Raw genomic sequence first — 20375 nt, 5'->3', positions numbered from 1 at the left:
GCCCTCTCCTGCCACCCTTCTTGCGGGGCGATCAGCCGTCACGGGGCCGTTCTTTAATATATTAGTTTTCCCTAATTTAACGGAGCCGGCCACGGGCGGGCAAATCCCCGACCGCAACCCCGGTAACTGCCCGGAGTATAGCTTTCCCCGTCGGTTTTGCAGCAAAGCCCTGCAACCCCCTGCACCGCGCCGCGTCTGTCCGTATCATAACGGCACCCGCACGGGGACGTTCCCCGACCACCGTTTCATTCCCGGGAGACCGCCATGCCACTGCTGCGTATCGAGACCAACGTTGCCCTGCCCGCCGATCCGGATGCCGTCACCGCCCGCCTGTCGACCGCGGTTGCCGAATGGCTGAACAAGCCCGAGGGCTACGTGATGGTCGCCCTTGGCCACAACGCGCACATGCGTTTCGGCGGCAGCACCGAGGCACTCGCCTACTGCGAACTCAAGAGCATCGGCCTGCCCGAGGGCCTGACCCGCGAGCTGTCACGCAAGCTGTGCGACGCCCTGCAGGCCGAACTGGGCGTGGAGCCGGCGCGCGTCTACATCGAGTTCGCCGATGCCCCGCGCCATTTCTGGGGCACCAACGGCACCACGTTCTGATCCCCGACCCCGTCCGCTCAACGACCACCGACCACAAGGCCCGAGCCCCATGCGCGTCTCGCAATTCCCGCTGAACACCCTGAAGGAAACCCCGGCCGACGCCGAGATCGTCTCCCACCAGCTGATGCTGCGCGCCGGCTACATCCGCCGGCTCGCCTCGGGGCTGTACACCTGGCTGCCGCTGGGGCTGCGCGTGCTGCGCCGGGTGGAGAACATCGTGCGCGAGGAGATGGACCGGGCCGGGGGCCTGGAGGTGCTGATGCCGGCCATCCAGCCGGCCGAGCTGTGGCAGGAGTCCGGGCGCTGGGACTTTTACGGCGCCGAGCTGCTGCGCATCCAGGACCGCCACGAACGCGATTTCTGCTATGGCCCGACCCATGAAGAGGTCATCACCGATCTGGTCCGCCGCGAGATCCGCAGCTACCGCCAGCTGCCGGTGAACTACTACCAGGTCCAGACCAAGTTCCGCGACGAACGCCGCCCGCGCTTCGGCGTGATGCGCGCGCGCGAATTCCTGATGAAGGACGCCTACTCCTTCCACCTGGATGCCGACTCCCTGGGGCAGACCTACCAGCAGATGCACGATGCCTACTGCCGCATCTTCCAGCGCTGCGGCCTCGACTTCCGCGCGGTGGAAGCCGATACCGGCGCGATCGGCGGCAATGCCTCGCACGAGTTCCACGTGCTGGCCGCCTCCGGCGAGGACGCGATCGCCTTCTCCCCGGGCGGCTTTGCCGCCAACGTCGAACTCGCGCCCTGCCCCGGCCCGGCCGCACCGGCCGCCCCCGCCGAGACGCTGCAGAAGGTCGCCACCCCGGATGTCCACACCATCGCCGATCTCGCGGCCTTCCTCGACGTGCCGACCGAACGCACGGTCAAGACCCTGGTGGTGGCCGCCAGCGACGCGGTCGACGCCGATCTGGTCGCCCTGGTGCTGCGCGGCGACCACGAACTCAACGACGTCAAGGCCGAAAAGCACCCCTGGATCGCCGAGCCGCTGCGCATGGCAGAGGCGGCCGAGATCCGTACCGTGTTCGGCACCGACCCCGGCTCCCTGGGCCCGGTGGACAGCCCGATCCCGGTGCTGGCCGACCACGCCGTGCTCGGCATGGCCGACATGGTGGTCGGCGCCAACGAGGACGGCCACCACCTGACCGGCGTCAACTGGGAACGCGACCTGCCGCGCCCGGAGACTGCCGACCTGCGCAACATCACCGAGGGGGAATCCGCGCCCGACGGCTCCGGCCCCATCGAGATCCGCCGCGGCATCGAGGTCGGCCATATCTTCCAGCTCGGCGACAAGTACTCCGAGGCCCTGGGCGCCCGGGTGCTGGACGAGGACGGCCGCGAGCAGATCGTCACCATGGGCTGCTACGGCATCGGCGTCTCGCGCGTGGTCGCCGCCGCGATCGAACAGAACTCCGACGAGCGCGGCATCTGCTGGCCCACCGCCATCGCCCCGTTCGACATCGCCCTTTGCCCGATCGGCGCGAAGAAGTCGCAGCGCGTGCGCGAGGCCGCCGAACAGCTGCACGACGAGCTCGAGGCCGCCGGCTTCCAGGTCCTGCTGGACGACCGCGAACAGCGCCCCGGCGTGATGTTCGCCGACATGGAGCTGATCGGCATCCCCCACCGCATCGTGATCGGCGAACGCGGCCTGGACGCCGGCGAACTCGAATACCAGGCCCGCACCGCCGCCGAGGCCGAACACCTGCCGATGGACGGACTGGTGGCGGCCCTGCGCGAACGCACGGGGCACGGCGCGTAGGCGCCATCCGCGCCCGCGCCCGGATGCGGCTGCAGGAGCTTGCTTGCAAGCGAGCAGGGGCTGCTGCCCGAGTCTGACCGCTGCCGCGGGGTTTCGAGCTGGCGCTGCGGGGTCCGGGGCTTTGGCTGCCGCCGGGGGGTTGCGCTCTCTCGCGAGCGCGCCGCGAGGTCCTTTCTTGCTTGCCCAAGAAAGGACCCAAAGAAGGGCACCCGAGCTCGCCCGGGAACCTTGCTCCGGGCGCCTCGCGCCGGCGGCGCCGAACTCGCGAAGCTGCGCTTCGCTCAAACATCCGGCGCCTTGTTTCCGGCGCGAGGCACCCTCCGCAAGGGGCTCGCAACGGGAGGGGGGGTAAACCGGAGGCGTTCAGGCCATTGGTGCCCCGGTCCCGACCCGCTTCGTTGCGGGGCGCCCGAATCGTGCGTTTCCTGGCTTCTGATGCAAAGGCGGCCCGGTGCACCAACGGGTTCAAGCTTTGTACGGGCCCTTCGCAGAGCTCATTCCCAACCATCCTTGCAAAGGAATCGCGTGCGGGCAGGGGCCGGCCCACCCCCAAGCCCTGATGGAAGAAGGTCATGCGGCTCGGCAGGGCATGCCCATGGCCCTACCCGGGCACCCTCCCGGTACCGGGTATGCAACGGTGACTGTGGGAGATGCTTGCTTCGTCCCTCCGCCCCGACAGACCCTTTCTAGGCCTGCCACGAGTAAACATACAAGCTTGCTTGCAAGCGAACCGTAGGCTCGTGGTGTCCTTTGGGGGCGACATCTTCCCATGCGACACGGCATCCCGGCCCCGATCGGCCGGAGGGCCGGCCTCCTGCGGGAACAGGTTTCAACACGGTGGGAGGCGAGCCCTCTCGCCGATCCGACACAATCGGTTGCCAACGGTCCTGGTCTCGGCCGGGGGCGTTCATAACCCCCGGCCTGCCCGCCTGGCGGAAAAGGAACGACCGGTGGCCCTGCGCCCCCGTTTGCCGCACCGAGCGCAGAGGTCGGGCGCGGGAGAAAAGGCGCTGCTTGTCTGAGCGAAGCGCAGCTTCGCGAGTTCGGCGCCGCCGGCGCGAGGCGCCCGGAGCAAGGTTCCCGGGCGAGCTCCGGGTGCCCTTCTTTGGGTCCTTTCTTGGGCAAGCAAGAAAGGACCTCGCGGCGCGCTCGCGAGAGAGCGCAACCCCCGGCGGTAGCCAAAGCCGCCGACTCCGCAGCGCCAGCTCAAGGCCTCGCGGCAGCGGTCAGGCCCGGCAGCAGCCCGTTTCGCTTGCAAGCAATCTCCCACAACCGCCGGGCGCCAGCCTGAAACCGCGCGGCAGCGGGTGGCACGGCCGCCAGGGGCATGGCCGTTCAGCCGCCACTCAGGCGGCCCCGGCAGGATAGACTGACCGAGCCGCCCCGGCGGCCATCATGTTCCATCCGACAGGGATTGCCGCCATGACCATGACCCGATCCGTTGCCCGCCTCATCCTGATATCCGCCGTGCTGAGCCTGGCCGTGATGCTGGCGGCCTGTGCCCCGCGCATTTACGGCGTGCCGGAGGAACACTGGGAGCAGATGAGCACATCCGAGCGCCAGGAGGCGATGCGCGCCTGGGAGTCGGTGCAGAAGGAGCGCGAGCAGACCCGGCGCGAGCAGCAGAAGATCGAGGCGCGCGAACGCGCGGAACGCCAGGCGCGCATCGACCGCATCCACCGCGGCGAGGAGGGGCACTTCGGTGACCTGATCCGCGTGAGCCTGGAGCGCGGGCGGATGCGCATCGGCGGCCGCGAACGGCGCTATGCCCCGCTGGCCTTCACCCTGGCGGATGGCGAGACGCGCACGGTGGAGGTCCACAGCGAACGACGTTCGGGAGAGATGAAGGTCGCCTACCGCGAAGGCCTCCTGCTGCTGGACGTGCCGTCCCGTGGCCGCACCGAGTTCGGTGCGGCCCGCCTGCCGTGGCGCTCCGGCTGGCGCCGCGGCGAGACCCGCCGGGTGGATTCCGACGGGCCGCTGGAGCTGCGCAACGTGCGCGTACACGTGGAGGCGGTGCCCCTGCCCGGGCATGGCTCCCGGCGGTTCTGAACATGCGGCGCCGGCCCGGCCCTGTTCGCCTGCAAGCAGGCTCCCACAGGCATCGTGGGAACGGCCCTGGCCGTTCGCCTGCGAGCAGGCACCCTACAGGCGTCGCAGGAGCGGCCCTGGCCGCGAATCAGTACCCCGGGCGGGTGCCCGGACCCGGCACCCGGTGGGCCGGCACCGGGTCGTCGACATGCTCGGCAGTGCGCAGTCGGCGGCTCTTTTCCACCATGCGCCAGCAGGAGCGGTTGTTGTTGTAGCGCGAGACATGCTGCAGCGGCACCCACAGCACGGCGTGCGATTCGTGGCTGCCGGGGATCTCCAGACGGTCGTCGATCTCCACCAGAAAGCGCACGTCGATGTGGTCGTGCTGCGGAAACTCGGGGCTGGCGGGGATGGTGTGGATATCCAGGTCGAAGACGTCTTCGGCGACCAGTCGGATGTGCTCGCGTGCCAGCCCGGTCTCCTCGTGCACCTCGCGCAGGGCCACCTGGAGGATGTCGGCCTGACCGTCCGCATGGCCGCCGGGCTGGAACCAGCGGTTGTGCTTCCCGTGCAGCAACATCAGCGCCCGCTCGCGGTCGGGGCTGAGGACCCAGGCGGAGCCGGTGACATGCGCCGGCAGCAGATCGCAGTTGAAGCAGTCGGGGTGCCGGCGGACGAAATCCAGCGCGCGGCGGCGAAAGCCCGCCTCTTCGATGAACGGGGTCTGGTGACGTTGCAGCAGATGCAGCAGCTGTTCGCGATGCATGGCGCTCAGGTTCCCGCAGGGCGTTCCAGTGCGGCGCTGGCGGCGCGCGCCGCTTCGTCGATGTCGGCCTCGCTCCCGGCCAGGATCAGCCGGCCGAAGGCCCCCACCGCACTGACGTCGATCAGGGTCACGTGCGCGGCCTTCAGCGCCTGGTTGGCGGCATAGATGATGTAGCCCGCCGGCTCGGCCTCGAGGATGAACATGCTCTGTTCCGGCAGGATCATCGAGCCGCGACGGTTCTGGCGGTTGATCAGCACCGTGTGGTCGGGCGACATCCCGCGGATGATCTCCTGCCACGGGATGTTGCACTGCTGGCGGTCGGAGACCTCGGCCCCCATGCGCGACAGCAGCACGCGCCCGGCCTCCTGCACGTCGGAGTCGTCGCGCTGGTGCACCACCATGGAACCGTATTCGCGTTCCACCACTTGCTGCGAAAGGTGCACGCGGGTGGACTTCAGCGCGATGTCGGTCAGGCGGTGCACGGCCATGCCCGGCGAGACCTCCACCCACAGGCAGGAGTCACCCGGCACCGGCGGGAATCCCTGCGAGACGGTCGCCATGTAGGCCGCCAGCTGCGGCTGCAGGGAGTCCATGTAGACGTAGGTACGGAGCTTGATCATCGATCTCGTCGGGAAGGTCGCCGGGGCCGGCCGCAGGGGGCGTATTCTGGACTGCGGGGCGGCGCCGATCAAATCCGCGGGCGCGCGGTCACCGGGAACGAATGATAAGCTTCGCGCCATCATCCGGAATCCAGCCCGAATCCCATGTCGCAAGCCGATGACCCCGCGGACCTGCTGACCGCCCTCGAAGACGACCCCGACATCGACCTGGCGGAGATCCTCCGGCGCCTGGTCGACTGGCTGCGCCCGGACGACCCGCGCAATGTCGCTCCGGTGATCGCGCGCCTGGAATCCCTGGTACTGGCCCTGCAGGATCAGCCTGCGCTGCGCGAACGCCTGCGTGAACGCCTGGAAGCCGGGCTGGAAGACGCCCGCCACCTGACGCTGTACACCGGGATCGGACTGTTTTCGCGCCGCGGCTTCTTCCGCGAGGCCGCGGAACTGCTGTACGAGCGCATCAACCCGTCGCCGATGGATCGCACCGACCTGCGCGACGTGCTCTATCACGTGTTCCACGATCCGGACGACGCGGTCTGGGTGGCACGCCTGCCGGACGATGCCTGGCTGCGCCTGCTGAGCGCGCTCGGCTGTCTTTCCGGCGAACACCCCGGAGTCCTGGAACGGGCCCGCGAGGAGATCCTCTACGCCCTGGAGATGCTCTCGATCTGGATCGCGGCGGAGGAGCTGGAACCCGAACTCCTGCGTCTGGATCCGTCGATCGCCGAGCGCAATTCGGCCTTCGTGGCGCAGGAACGCGAGATCGCGGCCTACGTGCGCGAGTACCGCGCCTGGTTGCAGGACCCGACCCGCGAGCGCCGTGACGACCGCCATGCGCGGGTCCTGCTGGAGCAGTGCGCCGAGCAGATCGAGAAGCTGCGCACGCTGTCGCACAGCCGCGGCAACAGCCTGTCGCTGACACACCTGCTGGAGCGGCTGAACCAGACGCTGGCGCGCATCCACAAGCTGCTGGATCTGCTCGAGCCCGAAGAATCCGCGACCACCCGCGCCACCGCCGTCGGCCTGTTCCGCGAGCTGGTGACCACCAGCGCCCGGCGCCACGGCGTGCGCGCCCTGTGGCAGGACAACATCCGCCAGGTCTCGCGCAGCGTGACCCAGCACGTCTCCGACACCGGCGAGAAGTACATCACCCGGGGACGCCAGGAATACTTCGGCATGCTCGGGTCCGGCGCCGGCGCCGGCGTGATCATCGCGCTGATGGCCCTGATCAAGATCCAGATCGGCCACCTCGGACTGTCGGAGGGCTGGTACGCATTCTGGTCCAGCCTCAACTACGGCCTGGGCTTCGTGCTGATCCACATGCTGCACCTGACGGTGGCCACCAAGCAGCCCGCGATGACCGCGGCACGCATGGCCGCGGCCATCGAACAGACCGAACGCGGCACCGCCGACCCGTCGAAACTGGCCGATCTGCTGGTCCGGGTGGGACGTTCGCAGTTCGCCGCCATCCTCGGCAACGTGGGTGTGGCCCTGCCCATGGCCCTGTTCATCGGTCTGTTCGCGCTGTCGGTCTTCGAACAGCCGGTGCTGGACAGCACGAAGGCCGACTATCTGCTGGACGGCCTGCGCCCGCTCGCCGGGCTCGCCCTGCTGTTCGCGGCCATCGCCGGGGTGTGGCTGTTCGTCTCCGGGCTGGTGGCCGGCTGGCTGGACAACCGCTGCGCCTATCTCGACCTGCCCGGGCGCCTGCGCGAACACCCGCTGCTGCGGCGCCTGCTGCCGCAGCGGGCGCGCCACGGCCTGGCGAACTGGGTCGGCTACCACTACGGCGCCGTGCTCGGCAACATGGTGTTCGGGGCCCTGCTGGGGGCCACCGGCTATGTCGGTTATCTCACCGGGCTGCCGCTGGATATCCAGCACGTGGCGTTCGCGTCGGCCAATCTGGGCTACGTCACGGTGAACGAGGGACTCGCCCTGGCCACCTTCGGGCTGTTCCTGGCGTTCGTGCTGCTGATCGGTGCGATCAACCTGTGGGTCAGCTTCGGCCTGGCACTGTACGTGGCGCTGCGCGCCCGCGGCGTGCGCATCGGCTCCCCGGCGCGGCTGCTGCGCGCCTACGGCCGCCACCTGCGGCGCCACCCGGCGGAATTCCTGCTGCCGCCCCCGCGCTCGCGCGACTGAGCGCGCACGGCTATGCTCCGGGCATGAGCGATTCGAAACGTCTGGACGATCTGGTCGCACGCGCCCGGCGCGAGCGGGACGAACGCGAACGCGGCTATCGCGAGCAGGCCCTGGGCATGTACCCGTGGGTCTGCGGGCGCTGCGGCCGCGAGTTCACCCGCGCCAACCTGCACGAACTGACCGTGCACCACCGCGACCACAACCACGACAACAATCCCCCGGATGGCAGCAACTGGGAGCTGCTGTGCCTGTACTGCCATGACAACGAACACCAGCGCCATGGCGAGGCGCGTGCGGCGGGGGCATCCGGCGGCGGGTCCGGCACCGCGGCGACGTCCGGGGGCGCGACGTGGAACCCCTTCGCCGACCTCGCCGAACGCCTGAAAGACCCGGGCAAGGACTGAACCGGACCGCTCCGCGCGCCTCCCGCGCGGTCACTCCGGCGCCGGCCGGGCCACCCCGCGCAGCAGCCGCCCGAGGATGTCGGTGCCGCTGAGGATCCGCCGCTGCTCGTCCCACAGCAGGATCACGTCCTCGCCCAGCACCGTGTCCCCCTCGTGTGCCGGGCGTACGCGGAAATGCGGAATCAGCTCGCCGAGGCGGCGCGATCCGTCGCGCACCACCACCGGGTGCAGGCAGTGATGCAGCGGGTCGAAACGCTCCGGCGCGAACAGCGCCTCGCGGGTGAAATCCGCCGCGCGCAGCACCCGCCGGGGCGCGCCGTTCGGGTCGGTGACGATCACCCAGCTGCAGGCCGAACGATTGATACTGCGCAGGAACGGGTCGTCCACCCGCGGCTCGATGTGCGGAAACCGCGGCCGGTCCCCGTCGAACTCCAGGGTCAGAATGCTGGCCGGATCCACCGGCTCGCCCTCGTGGCGCACCGCGATGTCGTCCAGCTCGAGGAAATTGCGCGCCCCGCGCCCCTCCACCCGCGCGATCTCGCTCTCGCCCGCACGCATGTGCAGATCCAGCACCTGGTGCAGGTCGCGTTCCGGGAAATAGCGGATCTCCTCCCCGCCCAGCCAGCGGTCCAGCACCCACGCAGTGGGCCGCGCGACCGGATACATCAGAAACTGATAGAAACGCAGCACCGGATAAAGCACGGAGGCCACGCGCAGGGCGTGGCGGGAAAAATACGACTGCGGGATGATCTCGGCAAAGATGGTGATGACCACGGTGGAGAACAGAAACGCCGCGACCCCGCCGAGCACCGAGCCGGAGAGCAGCGCCAGCAGGACGTTGACGCCCACGTTGCCCCACAGGATGGTCACCAGCGCAAAGTTGGAATCCTCGCGCAGGTGCAGGACCCGCTGCGCCCGCGCGTCCCCCTTGCTGGCCTCCACCTTGAGTTCCAGCTTGCTGCGGGCGAACAGCCCCAGGTTGAGTCCCGAAAGGATCGCCGACTGCGACAGGCACAGCAGCACGCCGATCCAGGTCAGCGCAGTCGTCATCCTCGCCCCCGGCGGTCGCTTGATGCCGCCAGTATCCCACACCCGGATGGCACTGCGATCGGTTCCGCCGGACTGTACCCGCTGCGCCTCGCGGTGTAGCGTATGCGGCGACCAAAGGAGGGGCCGCCAGAGCACAAAAAAGCCGCGCGGTCCGTTAAGGAAACGCTGATCCATGTGTGCGTTTCCTGAAGGGGGAAAACATGCAAAAGCATCCGGATTGGCGGGACACCTGGCCGATCTATCTGCGCTATACGGCGCTGGCCGTGGCGATCGTCGCCGTGCTGGCGGTGGTCCAGGTGCGCTTCGTCTACGCCGTCGAAGGCTTCCCGCCACAGCTGTTCGTCATCCCGTCGGCGGTCGGGCTGCTGTTCGGCATCATGCTCGCGCGCATCCGCGTGCTCGCGTCGCACACCCACGTGCTGCGCGCCTTCGCCGCGGTCACGGCCGGGACCCGCGAGCCGGAAGCGGAGGACGACGCCCGGGCCTTCCGCCGTCTGCTGGAGGCCGCGGCCGGCGAGCTGGACAGTGACGAGATCGCGCTTTTCCGGCAGGGCGACACGGGCATCGAGCGTCTGGCCCACTGGGCGCGCGACCCGCAGCGCCCGGCCTGTCTGATCGAGGAACGGGCCGCCGCGCTGTGCACGCGCGGCGCCGAAGAGCCGGTTCCCCGGAGCGTCCCCGGACAGGAAGTGGAGCTGCCGGCGGCCGGACGGGTGGATCTCGTGCGGGTGCCGGCCGATCTGCCGGAGCCCGTGGTCCTGGCCGCGTGTCGCCGCAGTCACCGCACCCGCCGTCCGCCTGACCCGGTGGTCCGCAGTTTCCTCGGGCTGTGTGCCGAATGGCTGGGCATGCGCCTGGAACGCCGGCATCAGCAGGCGATCATCGAAGAGCAGCGTGCCCGCCATGCGCGTGAACAGCGCCGCGCGCAGACCACCCTGGCCTCGATTGGCGACGGCGTGCTGACCGTGGACACCACCGGCCGGATCGACTACGCCAATCCGATGGCCGCCCGACTGCTGCACCAGCCGGTCGAAGAACTGACCGAACAGCCGCTCGAACGGGTGCTGCAGCTGGAAGACGAAAGCACTGGCCGCCCCCTGGACCCGCTGCCCGGCGGTGATGCCGCTCCCCCGGCCAGCGGACGCGGCGACGGCGCCGACGAACAGGTCCTCCGGCGCTCTGACGGGTCCCGCCTGCCGGTCCAGCTGACCGTCACCCCGGTGCAGGACACCGACGGCACCGCACGCGGACACGTCATCGTTCTGCGCGACGTGTCCGAAGTCCGCGAGGCCCTGCAGCACATGGCCTACTACAGTTCGCATGACGACCTGACCGGCCTGATCAACCGGCGACGTTTCGAGCAGCTGGTCGAGGAAGCCCTGCACGGCGCCCGCAGCGACGGACGCCCGCATGTGCTGTGCTATCTCGATCTCGACCAGTTCAAGCTGATCAACGATACCCGCGGCCACCAGGCCGGCGACGAGATGCTGCGCCAGATCGCGGGCATGCTGCGCAGCATCATGCGGCCGCAGGACCACCTCGCGCGTCTGGGCGGCGACGAATTCGGCATCCTGATGCAGGACTGCGACATCGAGCAGGGCAGCCAGATGGCCGTGGACATCGCCAGCGAGATCGCCGGCATGCGTCTGTTCTGGGAAGACAACGTCTTTGCCCTGTCGGCCAGCCTGGGCGTCGTGCCGGTGGACGCCGAATCGGAGTCCACCCAGCAGCTGCTGCGCCACGCCGACACCGCCTGCTACGCAGCCAAGGATTCGGGACGCAATCAGGTCCGCGTCTACACCCCGCAGGATGTCGATCTGGCCGATCGCGCGGGCGAGATGCACTGGGTCAGCCGCATCCCCCAGGCGATCGAACGCGGAGAATTCGAACTCTGGGCCCAGCCGGTGCTCGCACTGGACGACGGACCGCCCGCCTACCAGGAGCTCCTGCTCCGGCTGCGCGACGAGCATGGCAACCCGGTTCCCCCGGGGACCTTCATCCCGGCGGCGGAGCGATACGATCTGATGTGCCAGCTGGATCGCTGGGTGGTGGAAACCGCACTGGAATGGATGCAGGACTGCCAGGCCCGCGGTGCCGAACTGCCGGTCATCGGGATCAACATCTCCGGCACCGCCCTCAACAGCGAGGCCTTCCCCGAATTCCTGCTGGAACGGGTGCGCTCGGCCGGCATCCCCGGCCACCGCCTGTGCTTCGAGATCACCGAAACCGCCGCGGTCGGCAACCTGACCCGCACCGCGCGCTTCATGCGCGAGCTGCGTGGCGAAGGCTGCCTGTTCGCGCTGGACGATTTCGGCAGCGGCCTGTCCTCCTTCGCCTATCTGAAGAACCTGCCGGTGGACTTTCTCAAGGTGGATGGCAGCTTCGTCAAGGACATCGAGCACGACCCCATCGACCTCGCCATGGTGCGCGCCATCCATGACATCAGCGGCATCGTCGGCCTGACCACCATCGCAGAACATGTCGAGAACGAACATATCGGCAACCACCTGCGCGCCCTGGGCATCCCCTACGGCCAGGGCTACGGCCTGGCCATGCCCGCCCCGCTGGCCGCCTGTACGCCGTCGCAGACCTCCGCCCCGGCCCCGGTCGAGTGATCCGGATCACGCACGCGGCGGATTCGTCACCCGAAGGGCCGCCCCGGCATCTACACTCCCGAATTGGGCCGACCCGCGGCCCGGGATACGTCCCCGGCCGTCACGGGTACCCGCCACGTCAATCTACGGGAGGAAATGCATGAACAACGTCTGGATCGTGGTTGCCGATGCCGCGCGCGCGCGCATCCTCAGTTGTGAAGGCCGGGCCTGCAGCAACATGCAGGATGTCGAGGCCCTCAGTCACAGCGAATCCCGGGCCCACAATCAGGACCTGGTCTCCGACCGGCCCGGACGCAGCTGGGGCAGCACGGGCGGGGACGGCCGCCATGCGATGCAGGATCCCACCGACCCCGGTGTTCAGGAACGCGACCGTTTCGCCCGTCAGCTCGCCGAGCGCCTGCGCGAGGCCCACCACGCGGGCAGTTTTCAGCATCTGGTGATCGTGGCCGCGCCCTCCTTCCTGGGCGCCCTGCGCGAACTCCTGGACCGGCAGGTGGCGCAGACCGTGACCGCGGAGGTGGCCAAGAACGTCACCAAGGTGGAAAAGCCCGCCGACCTGCGCAAACACCTCCCGGACTTCCTGTACTGAGCCGGTCCGCGTGTCCCGCCGCCCCCGTCCCGGGGGCGGCTCACCAGACCAGCATCAGCAGCCCGGCGCTGGTACACACCACCAGCACGGGGATGATCGTCTCGCGGATCACCTGACCCTCGCGCGCCTCCAGCCCCGCCGCCCCGGCGGCCATGGCGATGTTCTGCAGGGAAATCATGTTGCCCACGCCGGCGCCGATCAGCTGCAGGGCCAGGATCGACGGGAGCGCCAGCGCGAGGGCCTCCGCGGTATCCACCTGCAGCCCGGTGAACAGGAGGTTGGAGACCGTGGCACTGCCGGTCATGAACGAGCCCAGGGCACCGACGAAGGCACTGAACAGCACGAAGCCCCCGCCCAGCAGTTCCGCCAGCCCCTGTCCCAGAACCTGCGGCATGGACGGCAGCCCGGCACCGTTGTCCGCGGAGATCAGCAGCAGCTGGGTCAGGCTGATGATGAACACCAGAACGATCGCGGCGATACGTACCCGCTGCCAGGTCGCCACGGCCGCCCCGCCCAGGGTCGCGCGATCCACGCGGAACAGGAACATCGCGGTGATCAGGGCCAGCAGGAAATAGAAATACGGGGTGAACAGTGGCTGCAGGGTCTGATCCGGGCTGACGCCCGGGAGCCCGGCAAACCCGATCTCCACTGCCGCCAGCCATTCGCGCAGGGGCCCCACCGTACGCGACAGGATCAGGGCCACGGCCATCACGAAAAACGGAACCAGGCCACGCAACACCCCGCGCGTATCCACGGGCTCGGCCGCCTCGCGACCCCCGCGCACCGGCAGCAGCCAGCCGCGGTGCGCCGCCCAGGCGATCAGGGCCATCGCACTCACCCCGCCGATGATCGCCGGCAGTTCCGGCCCCACCAGCCAGGCCACCAGGAAATACGGCAGCCCGAAGGCCAGACCCGAGAACACCGCGAACGGGATGAACTCGCGAAAACGACCCTTCTCCTCGCCGAGGGTCGCGACCCAGGCGATGAACACCGTGATGAACACCCCCAGGGTCCCGTGGATCGCCGCCGTCTGGAACACCGCCTGGCCGATGGTGTCCTCGCTCAGCCCCAGCCCGGAAAAGCCGATCACCACCGGGGTCCCCGCGGCCCCGAACGGCACCGCGGTGGAATTGCCGATCAGCGCGATGGCCACCGCCTTCAGCGGAGGCAGGCCGAAATACACCAGCAGCGGCGCGGCCAGCACCGCCGGGGTCCCGAAACCGGCGATCCCCTCGACAAAGCCGACCAGGCCCCAGCCCAGCAGCATCGCCAGAACCCGGCGGTCGTCCGAGACCCGCGCGATCGCGCACTGGATAGTGTCGAGGTGCCCGGTCCGGATCAGCACGTTCAGCATCAGCAGGGCCACGGTGATGATCAGCATCACCTCCAGGAACACGACCCCGGCATTGGCCAGACTGGTCGCCACCACCGTGCCCGGCAACTGCCAGACGAACAGCCCGATCAGCAGCGTGGCCAGCCACGCCAGCGGCGCCGCCTCGTACGCCGGCCGGCGCAGGAACACCAGGAGCACGAACAGCAGTGCGAACGGAACCAGCGTTACCCAGAACAGCGTCATGTCCTCTCCCGCGGACGGCCTGCATAAAGACCCGAGGGTACACGGATCGGGCGTGGCCGCGCACAACTCTAACGCCGATGATTATGAGCCGAATCACTGTGACCGGCGTCCGCATCCCGTATCCTCGCGTGACGATATTCTCAGTCCCACATCCGTGGCCCGGAGCAACGAATGGCACACATGGAATGGACCAGCGATCTCGACACCGGGATCGACGTCATCGACAACCAGCACAAGCGCATCGTTGACTACATCAACGAGCTCCACCACGCGATCGAGAGCAGTGATCGCGACGAGGTGGGCGATGTCATCAACCAGTTGATCGACTACACCCAGTCGCACTTCACCTTCGAGGAAGAAATGATGGAGGAAGCCGGCTACCCGTTCCTGCGCGCCCATCAGCGGGTGCACGGCCTGTTCATCCGGCGGGTGGAAACCTTCAAGGAACAGTTCGAGAACGGCGAGGACATCGCCCGCGAACTGCACACCGTACTCAAGACCTGGCTGGTCAATCACATCAAGCACGACGACGCCGATTACGCCGAGCTCGTGCGCCAGCACACCGGGGCCGACACGGCCCACAACCGGGGACTGTTCAGCAAGCTCTTCGGCCGCTGATCGCCGCGCCGCTCCCGTGTGGCGGAGGAGGGCCGCCACGCGGCGGGCACCGCATACCGATAACATCACCAGGAGATGGAGCCATGCCGTACGTTCACTGGTCGGACGATCTGGATACCGGGATCCCGGTCATCGACAACCAGCACAAGCGCATCGTCGAATACATCAACCGCCTGTGCGAAGCCGTCGAGGGCCGCGCGTCGCGCGAGGAGGTCCACGAAGTGCTCGACCAGGTGGTGGATTACACCCTGACCCACTTTGCCTTCGAGGAAGAGATGCTGGAGATCGTGGAATACCCCGACCTAGAGCAGCATCGCAAGTCGCACGAGGCGTTCAGCCAGCGGATCCGCCAGTATCAGCAGGACTTCGCCGACGGCCACGACGTGGCCAGCGAACTGGGCGAGACCCTGCGCGACTGGCTGATGAACCATATCCGCAAGGATGACCACGAATACGGCCACATGGTCCGCGACTGGATGCGCTCCCACGCACCCAACGGCATCCTGCAGAACTGAGAGGCCGGCCGCCGGTCCGCGCACCCGGGTGCCGGACCGGCCCGCGTTGACGCACTCGCTGGCGGCGCCTAGTATCCCGGGACTCCGCCCTGCCCGGATTGCCCGCCCGATGACCTACTGTGTCGCCATCGATCTGGACGACGGTCTGGTGTTCGCCTCCGACTCGCGCACCAATGCCGGCGTCGATCAGGTCAGCACCTACTCCAAGATGCATACCTTCGAGGTCCAGGGACAGCGCCTGTTCGTGGTCCTCGCCGCCGGCAACCTCGCCACCACCCAGGCGGTGGTCAGTCGCCTGCAGCGCGAAATGGAGGAAGCCGGCCAGGAAGGCGCCGCCGAACCAAACCTCGCGACCGTCGCCCACATGTCGGAGGCGGCGGAATACCTCGGACGCATCAACCGCGAGGAACAGGAGAAGCATTCCGAGGCGCTGTCGAAGTCGGGGATGAAGGCCGATGCCACCCTGATCATCGGCGGCCAGATCGCCGGCGAGCCCCCGGCGATCTTTCTGGTCTATCCGCAGGGCAACTACATCACCACCTCGCAGCACACCCGCTTCCTGCAGATCGGCGAAAGCAAGTACGGCAAGCCGATCCTCGACCGCATCATCGAGGCGGACACCTCGCTGGGCGACGCGGCGCGCTGCGCTCTGGTCTCCATCGACTCCACGGTGCGCTCCAATCTGACCGTGGGGCCCCCGATCGAGGTGCTGGTGTACGAGCGCGACACCCAGGAGATGGATCACTACCTCTGCCTGGAGGCGGAGGACGAATACCTGCGCTCGCTGACGCATGCCTGGGACGAAAACGTGAAGAAGGCCTTCACCGATCTGCCCCGCTTCGACTGGGAACACCGCCACGGGCGCAAGGACCGCGGCACTCGCGTGAGTCGCCGGGCGAAGAAGAAGTCCTGACGCCCGGGCCGCGACACAGCCCGGGCCGGCTCAGGCCGCGTCCGGCGCGGGCGCGTGTTCCGGGAACAGGAACCAGGTCCGCTCGTTGGCGCGGTGCAGCTCGGCCACGTCGCGCTGCAGGACCTCCAGGAAGCCATGCAGCTCGCCTTCGGCGATCAGCGCGTCGATATCGGCGTTCAGGGCATGCCGCCGGGCCTGACTCACCAGCCGCAGCGGCATCTCGTTGCGCGGCAGGCGCTCCAGCGCCGACTGCACCTCGGTCAGGGCGTGCGCCACCGCCCGCGGGAAGGCCGTGTCCTGCAGCAGAAAGCGCACCACGTCCGGGCCGTTGATACGGCGCTTCACATGCAGGCGATACATCTGGAACCCGCCCTCCGAACGCAGGATCGAGGTCCACAGCAGCCCTTCGTACGGCTCGGCCGGCTCGTCGTGGCGTTTGAGCAGCCGCAGTGCCCCGACGTCCACCTGGCGGGTGGTCATGTCGGCGCGCTCCAGATTGCGCCCCAGGCGGATGAAATCGTAGGCCGCATCGTGGCTCATGCTGCCGGCCAGCAGACCGGTCAGCATCTGGCAGCGCTGGATCACCTGCGACAGGAATTCGAAGCGCCCGCGCTTGGTGATCCCCTGATCGATGTGATCGCGGGCGAACAGGTACAGCTCGTTCATCACCTCCCAGGCCTCGGAGGGCACCAGATCACGCGTGGTCCGCACGTTCTCGCGCGCCGCGCGCAGCGACGAGAGCACCGAGCCGGGGTTGTCGGCATCCGCCAGCAGGAATTTCACGCAATTGCGCTCGTCCTCGCGCTGGTAATGCGACTCGAACTCGGCATCGTGACCGGTGACCGATACCAGGCCCTTCCACGACAGCTGCACCGCCTTCGGCATGTCCAGCGCCAGCAGGTTGAAGGCCATGACCATGCGCGCGGTGTTCTCGGCCCGTTCCACATAGCGCGCCATCCAGTACACCCGTTCTGCCACCCGCGAGAGCATCTCAGTCCTCCTCGTCCACGATCCAGGTATCCTTGCTGCCCCCGCCCTGCGAGGAGTTGACCACCAGCGAGCCCTTGCGCATCGCCACGCGGGTCAGCCCCCCGGCGGTCACGTCGGTGCGCACGCCCTGCAGGATGAACGGTCGCAGGTCCAGGTGGCGCGGCTCGATTTCCGCCCCGCACAGCGTGGGTGCGACCGACAGATCCAGCGTCGGCTGCGCGATGTAGTTGCGCGGATCCCGGCGGATCAGCTTCGCGAACTCGCTGCGCTGTTTCTTGCTCGCATGCGGCCCCACCAGCATGCCGTAGCCGCCCGATTCGTTGGCCGGCTTCACCACCAGCTCGTCCAGATGGTCCAGCACGTACTGGCGGTGCTCGTCGTCGGAACACAGCCAGGTCGGCACGTTCGGGATGATGGGATCCTGATCGAGGTAATAGCGGATCACCTCGGGGATGAAGGCATACATCACCTTGTCGTCGGCGACGCCGGCCCCGGGGGCATTGGCCAGCCCCACATTGCCCTTGCGCCATGCGCGCATCAGCCCCGGCACCCCCAGCATGGAATCGGGATTGAATACTTCGGGGTCGAGGAAGGCATCGTCGATGCGGCGGTAGATCACGTCGACCCGCTCGGGGCCGTCGATGGTGCGCATGTACACGCAGTCGTCGTCGCCCACCATCAGGTCGGCCCCCTCCACCAGTTCGGCACCCATGCGCTGCGCGAGGAAGGAGTGCTCGAAATAGGCCGAGTTGTAGATGCCGGGTGTCAGCACCGCGATCTCGGGATAGTCCTGCGGCCGCGGCGAGATCGAGGCCAGCATGTCGAACAGCTGCGCGGGGTATTCGTCCACCGGCAGGATGGAGCTGTCCTGGAACAGTTCCGGGAACACCCGTTTGGTGACCTGCCGGTTCTCCAGCATGTAGGAGACCCCCGAGGGCACCCGCAGGTTGTCCTCAAGTACATGGAACTGCCCGTCCCCGGCGCGCACCAGATCGCTGCCGCAGACATGCGCCCACACCCCGTGCGGGGGGTGGATCCCGACGCACTGCTCGCGGAAATTGCGTGACTGCTCCAGCACGTAACGCGGGATCACGCCGTCGCGAAAGATGCGCTGTTCGTTGTAGATGTCGTCAATCAGCAGGTTGAGCGCGGTCATCCGCTGCTCCAGCCCGGCCGCGACCTGCTCCCATTCGCGCCGCGGAATCACCCGCGGGATGATGTCGAACGGCCAGGCGCGATCGATGTTTTCGCCCTCGCTGTAGACCGTGAAGCTGATCCCCATCTCGAGGATCGCGTTGTCCGCCGCCTGCTTGCGCCCCTGCAGTTCGGCGTCGTCCAGCGTGGCGAGGTAATCGGCCACCGCGCGGGCCGCTGCACGCGGCTGTCCCGCCCCTTCCATCAGCTCGTCGAAAAACGGGGCGGGATCGTAGTGTTTCCAGTCGATGGGCATCCGGCGGGGCTCCTCTGCTCGGCGGCGTCGCAGCCCACAGCATACGTCCGCCCGCCACCGGGCGGGAACCCCGCGTGCAGGAGGCCAGCCCCCTGGCCTATCGGGGCCCGACGAGCCACCGGGGCCGGATCGGCCGGAGGGCCGGCCTCCTACACGCGGGTGTCGAAACGGTGGATCAGGGATTTCAGCTCGCCGGCCAGGCGTTCCATGTCGGCGCTGGCCTCGCGCGCGTGTTCCGCCACGGTCCCGGTCTCGCCGGCCACGTCGTGGATGGAGGTGACGTTGCGGTTGATCTCCTCGGCGACCGAGCTCTGCTCTTCCACCGCCGTGGCGATCTGGGTGTTCATCTCGGTGATGCGCCCCACCGCCTCGCGGATGCGCCCCAGCGACTCACCGGCCGACTGCGCCTGTTCCACGCCGTGGGCAGCCTGTTCCTGGCTCGAGCGCATCGCACTGACCGCCTCCCGCGAGCCGTTCTGCAGGGTCTCGATCATCTGGCGAATGGTCACCGTGGACTCGTCCGTGCGCTGCGACAGCCGGCGGACCTCGTCGGCCACGACCGCAAAGCCGCGCCCGTGTTCGCCGGCCCGCGCCGCCTCGATGGCCGCGTTCAGGGCCAGCAGGTTGGTCTGCTCGGCGATCTCCCGGATCACGCCGAGGATGTTGTCGATCTCCGCAGCGTCGGTCTCCAGCCGGTTGAGCTTCTCCGCGGTGGTCTCGACCTCGCCCGCCATGCGGTTGATGGCTTCCACGGTGGCGTTCACCACCTCCTCCCCGGAACGGGTCTCCTGCTCGGCGTGATGGGCGCTGTCCGCGGCCTGCGCCGAGTTCTGCGCCATCTCCTGGATGGTCGAGGTCATCTGGTTCATCGCCGTGGCGACCTGATCGATCTCGCCCTGCTGGCGGGTGACCCCGCTGGCGGTCTGCTCCACCGCACCCGCCATGGTCCGGGCGCCGTCGCTTACCGCCCCCGACTGCTCCTCGATGCGGTCGAGCACGGTGAACAGCCGCGCCTCGTGGAAGCGCTGGAACAGCTCCAGCGTCGCCGAACCGTCGCGCCGGCCGCAGTAGATGGTCTCCATCACCGGGTTGTCGAAGATCCGCCGCAGTCCCCGCATCGTACGCTGCAGCGGCTGCATCAGCCCGAGCGTGGCCGCGCCCCCCAGGGCGAACACCAGGGCCAGACCCAGTCCCTGGGCCAGTGCTCCCCAGGGCGCCAGCAGCAGCACCCCCAGCGCCAGCACAAAGCCGAGGCCCCAGACACCCAGCAGCCGGAACAGCAGGCTGTCCCAGAGGTGCCGGCGGAACTGGCGCCCGCGTTTCATCGCGGCATAGACCTTTTCCGCGCGCTCGACGTGCTCGCGCGACGGGACCCGCCGGACCGACTCGTAGCCCACCTTCTGCCCGTTCTCGTAGACCGGGGTGACGAAGGCGTCCACCCAGTAATGATCGCCGTTCTTCCGGCGATTCTTCACGATACCCATCCAGGCGCGATCGGACTGCAGCGTGGCCCACATGTCGGCATAGGCGGCCTCCGGCATGTCGGGGTGGCGCACGATATTGTGCGCCGAGCCGTGGAGTTCTTCCCAGTCGAAACCACTGACACGCACGAAGGCGTCATTGGCGTCGCGAATCCGGCCCTTCAGGTCGGTGGACGAGATCAGGTCCTCGCCCTCGTTGAGAGGGTATTCGGTCCCCGTGACGGGAAGGTTTTCGCGCATGCTG

Annotated in this window: 17 protein-coding genes; 10 read left to right on the top strand and 7 right to left on the bottom strand. The window is 68.3% G+C overall.

What is annotated here, in order from left to right:
* Positions 1 to 264 precede the first annotated feature (264 nt).
* The 3 genes from F788_RS0103660 (at position 265) to F788_RS0103650 (ending at position 4426) form a co-directional block, all read left to right on the top strand.
* A complete protein-coding gene (locus tag F788_RS0103660; protein ID WP_018946422.1) occupies positions 265 to 606 on the top strand; it encodes a phenylpyruvate tautomerase MIF-related protein in 342 nt (113 codons plus the stop codon).
* A 49-nt stretch (positions 607 to 655) separates the two neighbouring features.
* On the top strand, positions 656 to 2374 hold the full coding sequence (locus F788_RS0103655; RefSeq protein ID WP_019021248.1) for a proline--tRNA ligase: 1719 nt from the start codon (positions 656 to 658) through the stop codon (positions 2372 to 2374).
* Positions 2375 to 3796: 1422 nt separating this feature from the next.
* Positions 3797 to 4426 (top strand): hypothetical protein, encoded by a 630-nt coding sequence (locus F788_RS0103650; protein WP_019021249.1) that lies wholly within the window; start codon positions 3797 to 3799, stop codon positions 4424 to 4426.
* 127 nt (positions 4427 to 4553) lie between these two features.
* On the opposite strand, the gene F788_RS0103645 is transcribed toward F788_RS0103650, so the two are convergent.
* Both F788_RS0103645 and F788_RS0103640 read right to left on the bottom strand, forming a co-directional pair.
* The gene (locus tag F788_RS0103645; protein WP_019021250.1) at positions 4554 to 5171 is read right to left on the bottom strand and encodes an NUDIX hydrolase; all 618 of its coding nucleotides are present in this window, start codon (positions 5169 to 5171) and stop codon (positions 4554 to 4556) included.
* A gap of 5 nt (positions 5172 to 5176) precedes the next feature.
* Positions 5177 to 5791: a BMC domain-containing protein gene (locus F788_RS0103640; protein WP_018870039.1), complete on the bottom strand. Its 615-nt coding sequence runs from the start codon at positions 5789 to 5791 to the stop codon at positions 5177 to 5179.
* Between the two features lie 144 nt (positions 5792 to 5935).
* Between F788_RS0103640 and F788_RS0103635 the strand changes: the two genes are divergently transcribed.
* Entirely contained in the window at positions 5936 to 7930 is a 1995-nt protein-coding gene (locus F788_RS0103635; protein ID WP_018870040.1) for a site-specific recombinase, read from the top strand.
* Positions 7931 to 7953: 23 nt separating this feature from the next.
* The gene (locus F788_RS0103630; RefSeq protein WP_019021252.1) at positions 7954 to 8334 is read left to right on the top strand and encodes a YajD family HNH nuclease; all 381 of its coding nucleotides are present in this window, start codon (positions 7954 to 7956) and stop codon (positions 8332 to 8334) included.
* 30 nt (positions 8335 to 8364) lie between these two features.
* On the opposite strand, the gene F788_RS0103625 is transcribed toward F788_RS0103630, so the two are convergent.
* The gene (locus F788_RS0103625) at positions 8365 to 9384 is read right to left on the bottom strand and encodes a DUF21 domain-containing protein (RefSeq protein ID WP_019021253.1); all 1020 of its coding nucleotides are present in this window, start codon (positions 9382 to 9384) and stop codon (positions 8365 to 8367) included.
* 200 nt (positions 9385 to 9584) lie between these two features.
* Here F788_RS0103625 and F788_RS0103620 point away from each other — a divergent pair, with 200 nt between their 5' ends.
* Together F788_RS0103620 and F788_RS0103615 are read left to right on the top strand one after the other, a co-directional pair.
* A complete protein-coding gene (locus F788_RS0103620) occupies positions 9585 to 11999 on the top strand; it encodes an EAL domain-containing protein (protein ID WP_038037570.1) in 2415 nt (804 codons plus the stop codon).
* Between the two features lie 139 nt (positions 12000 to 12138).
* Entirely contained in the window at positions 12139 to 12588 is a 450-nt protein-coding gene (locus F788_RS0103615) for a host attachment protein (protein WP_018870043.1), read from the top strand.
* Positions 12589 to 12628: 40 nt separating this feature from the next.
* Here the strand turns inward: F788_RS0103615 and F788_RS0103610 are convergent, their stop codons facing one another.
* Complete coding sequence (locus F788_RS0103610) at positions 12629 to 14164, bottom strand: L-lactate permease (RefSeq protein ID WP_019589286.1); 1536 nt, start codon at positions 14162 to 14164, stop codon at positions 12629 to 12631.
* A 171-nt stretch (positions 14165 to 14335) separates the two neighbouring features.
* Here F788_RS0103610 and F788_RS0103605 point away from each other — a divergent pair, with 171 nt between their 5' ends.
* The 3 genes from F788_RS0103605 (at position 14336) to F788_RS0103595 (ending at position 16210) form a co-directional block, all read left to right on the top strand.
* The gene (locus F788_RS0103605) at positions 14336 to 14782 is read left to right on the top strand and encodes a bacteriohemerythrin (protein ID WP_019021255.1); all 447 of its coding nucleotides are present in this window, start codon (positions 14336 to 14338) and stop codon (positions 14780 to 14782) included.
* Between the two features lie 83 nt (positions 14783 to 14865).
* Positions 14866 to 15297: a bacteriohemerythrin gene (locus tag F788_RS0103600; protein WP_019021256.1), complete on the top strand. Its 432-nt coding sequence runs from the start codon at positions 14866 to 14868 to the stop codon at positions 15295 to 15297.
* A 109-nt stretch (positions 15298 to 15406) separates the two neighbouring features.
* On the top strand, positions 15407 to 16210 hold the full coding sequence (locus F788_RS0103595; protein WP_018870047.1) for a proteasome-type protease: 804 nt from the start codon (positions 15407 to 15409) through the stop codon (positions 16208 to 16210).
* Positions 16211 to 16240: 30 nt separating this feature from the next.
* Here the strand turns inward: F788_RS0103595 and F788_RS0103590 are convergent, their stop codons facing one another.
* The 3 genes from F788_RS0103590 to F788_RS0103580 all read right to left on the bottom strand — a co-directional run bounded on the left by F788_RS0103590 (position 16241) and on the right by F788_RS0103580 (position 20371).
* A complete protein-coding gene (locus F788_RS0103590) occupies positions 16241 to 17200 on the bottom strand; it encodes an alpha-E domain-containing protein (protein WP_018870048.1) in 960 nt (319 codons plus the stop codon).
* A 1-nt stretch (position 17201) separates the two neighbouring features.
* Positions 17202 to 18650: a circularly permuted type 2 ATP-grasp protein gene (locus F788_RS0103585; protein ID WP_018870049.1), complete on the bottom strand. Its 1449-nt coding sequence runs from the start codon at positions 18648 to 18650 to the stop codon at positions 17202 to 17204.
* Positions 18651 to 18799: 149 nt separating this feature from the next.
* Positions 18800 to 20371 carry a PAS domain-containing methyl-accepting chemotaxis protein gene (locus F788_RS0103580; RefSeq protein ID WP_019589285.1) on the bottom strand — a complete coding sequence of 524 codons (1572 nt, stop codon included), beginning with the start codon at positions 20369 to 20371 and terminating at the stop codon, positions 18800 to 18802.
* Between the last annotated feature and the right edge of the window lie 4 nt (positions 20372 to 20375).

Origin of the sequence: Thioalkalivibrio sp. ALE10, from assembly GCF_000381385.1 — a bacterium.
In the GTDB taxonomy this organism is placed as follows: domain Bacteria; phylum Pseudomonadota; class Gammaproteobacteria; order Ectothiorhodospirales; family Ectothiorhodospiraceae; genus Thioalkalivibrio.
This window is presented reverse-complemented; position numbering and strand designations above follow the sequence as displayed.

Coding starts and splice junctions, on each gene's coding strand:
- F788_RS0103660 (WP_018946422.1), top strand. CDS start 265: ATGCCACTGCTGCGTATCGAGACCAACGTTGCCCTGCCCGCCGATCCG.
- F788_RS0103655 (WP_019021248.1), top strand. CDS start 656: ATGCGCGTCTCGCAATTCCCGCTGAACACCCTGAAGGAAACCCCGGCC.
- F788_RS0103650 (WP_019021249.1), top strand. CDS start 3,797: ATGACCATGACCCGATCCGTTGCCCGCCTCATCCTGATATCCGCCGTG.
- F788_RS0103645 (WP_019021250.1), bottom strand. CDS start 5,171: ATGCATCGCGAACAGCTGCTGCATCTGCTGCAACGTCACCAGACCCCG.
- F788_RS0103640 (WP_018870039.1), bottom strand. CDS start 5,791: ATGATCAAGCTCCGTACCTACGTCTACATGGACTCCCTGCAGCCGCAG.
- F788_RS0103635 (WP_018870040.1), top strand. CDS start 5,936: ATGTCGCAAGCCGATGACCCCGCGGACCTGCTGACCGCCCTCGAAGAC.
- F788_RS0103630 (WP_019021252.1), top strand. CDS start 7,954: ATGAGCGATTCGAAACGTCTGGACGATCTGGTCGCACGCGCCCGGCGC.
- F788_RS0103625 (WP_019021253.1), bottom strand. CDS start 9,384: ATGACGACTGCGCTGACCTGGATCGGCGTGCTGCTGTGCCTGTCGCAG.
- F788_RS0103620 (WP_038037570.1), top strand. CDS start 9,585: ATGCAAAAGCATCCGGATTGGCGGGACACCTGGCCGATCTATCTGCGC.
- F788_RS0103615 (WP_018870043.1), top strand. CDS start 12,139: ATGAACAACGTCTGGATCGTGGTTGCCGATGCCGCGCGCGCGCGCATC.
- F788_RS0103610 (WP_019589286.1), bottom strand. CDS start 14,164: ATGACGCTGTTCTGGGTAACGCTGGTTCCGTTCGCACTGCTGTTCGTG.
- F788_RS0103605 (WP_019021255.1), top strand. CDS start 14,336: ATGGCACACATGGAATGGACCAGCGATCTCGACACCGGGATCGACGTC.
- F788_RS0103600 (WP_019021256.1), top strand. CDS start 14,866: ATGCCGTACGTTCACTGGTCGGACGATCTGGATACCGGGATCCCGGTC.
- F788_RS0103595 (WP_018870047.1), top strand. CDS start 15,407: ATGACCTACTGTGTCGCCATCGATCTGGACGACGGTCTGGTGTTCGCC.
- F788_RS0103590 (WP_018870048.1), bottom strand. CDS start 17,200: ATGCTCTCGCGGGTGGCAGAACGGGTGTACTGGATGGCGCGCTATGTG.
- F788_RS0103585 (WP_018870049.1), bottom strand. CDS start 18,650: ATGCCCATCGACTGGAAACACTACGATCCCGCCCCGTTTTTCGACGAG.
- F788_RS0103580 (WP_019589285.1), bottom strand. CDS start 20,371: ATGCGCGAAAACCTTCCCGTCACGGGGACCGAATACCCTCTCAACGAG.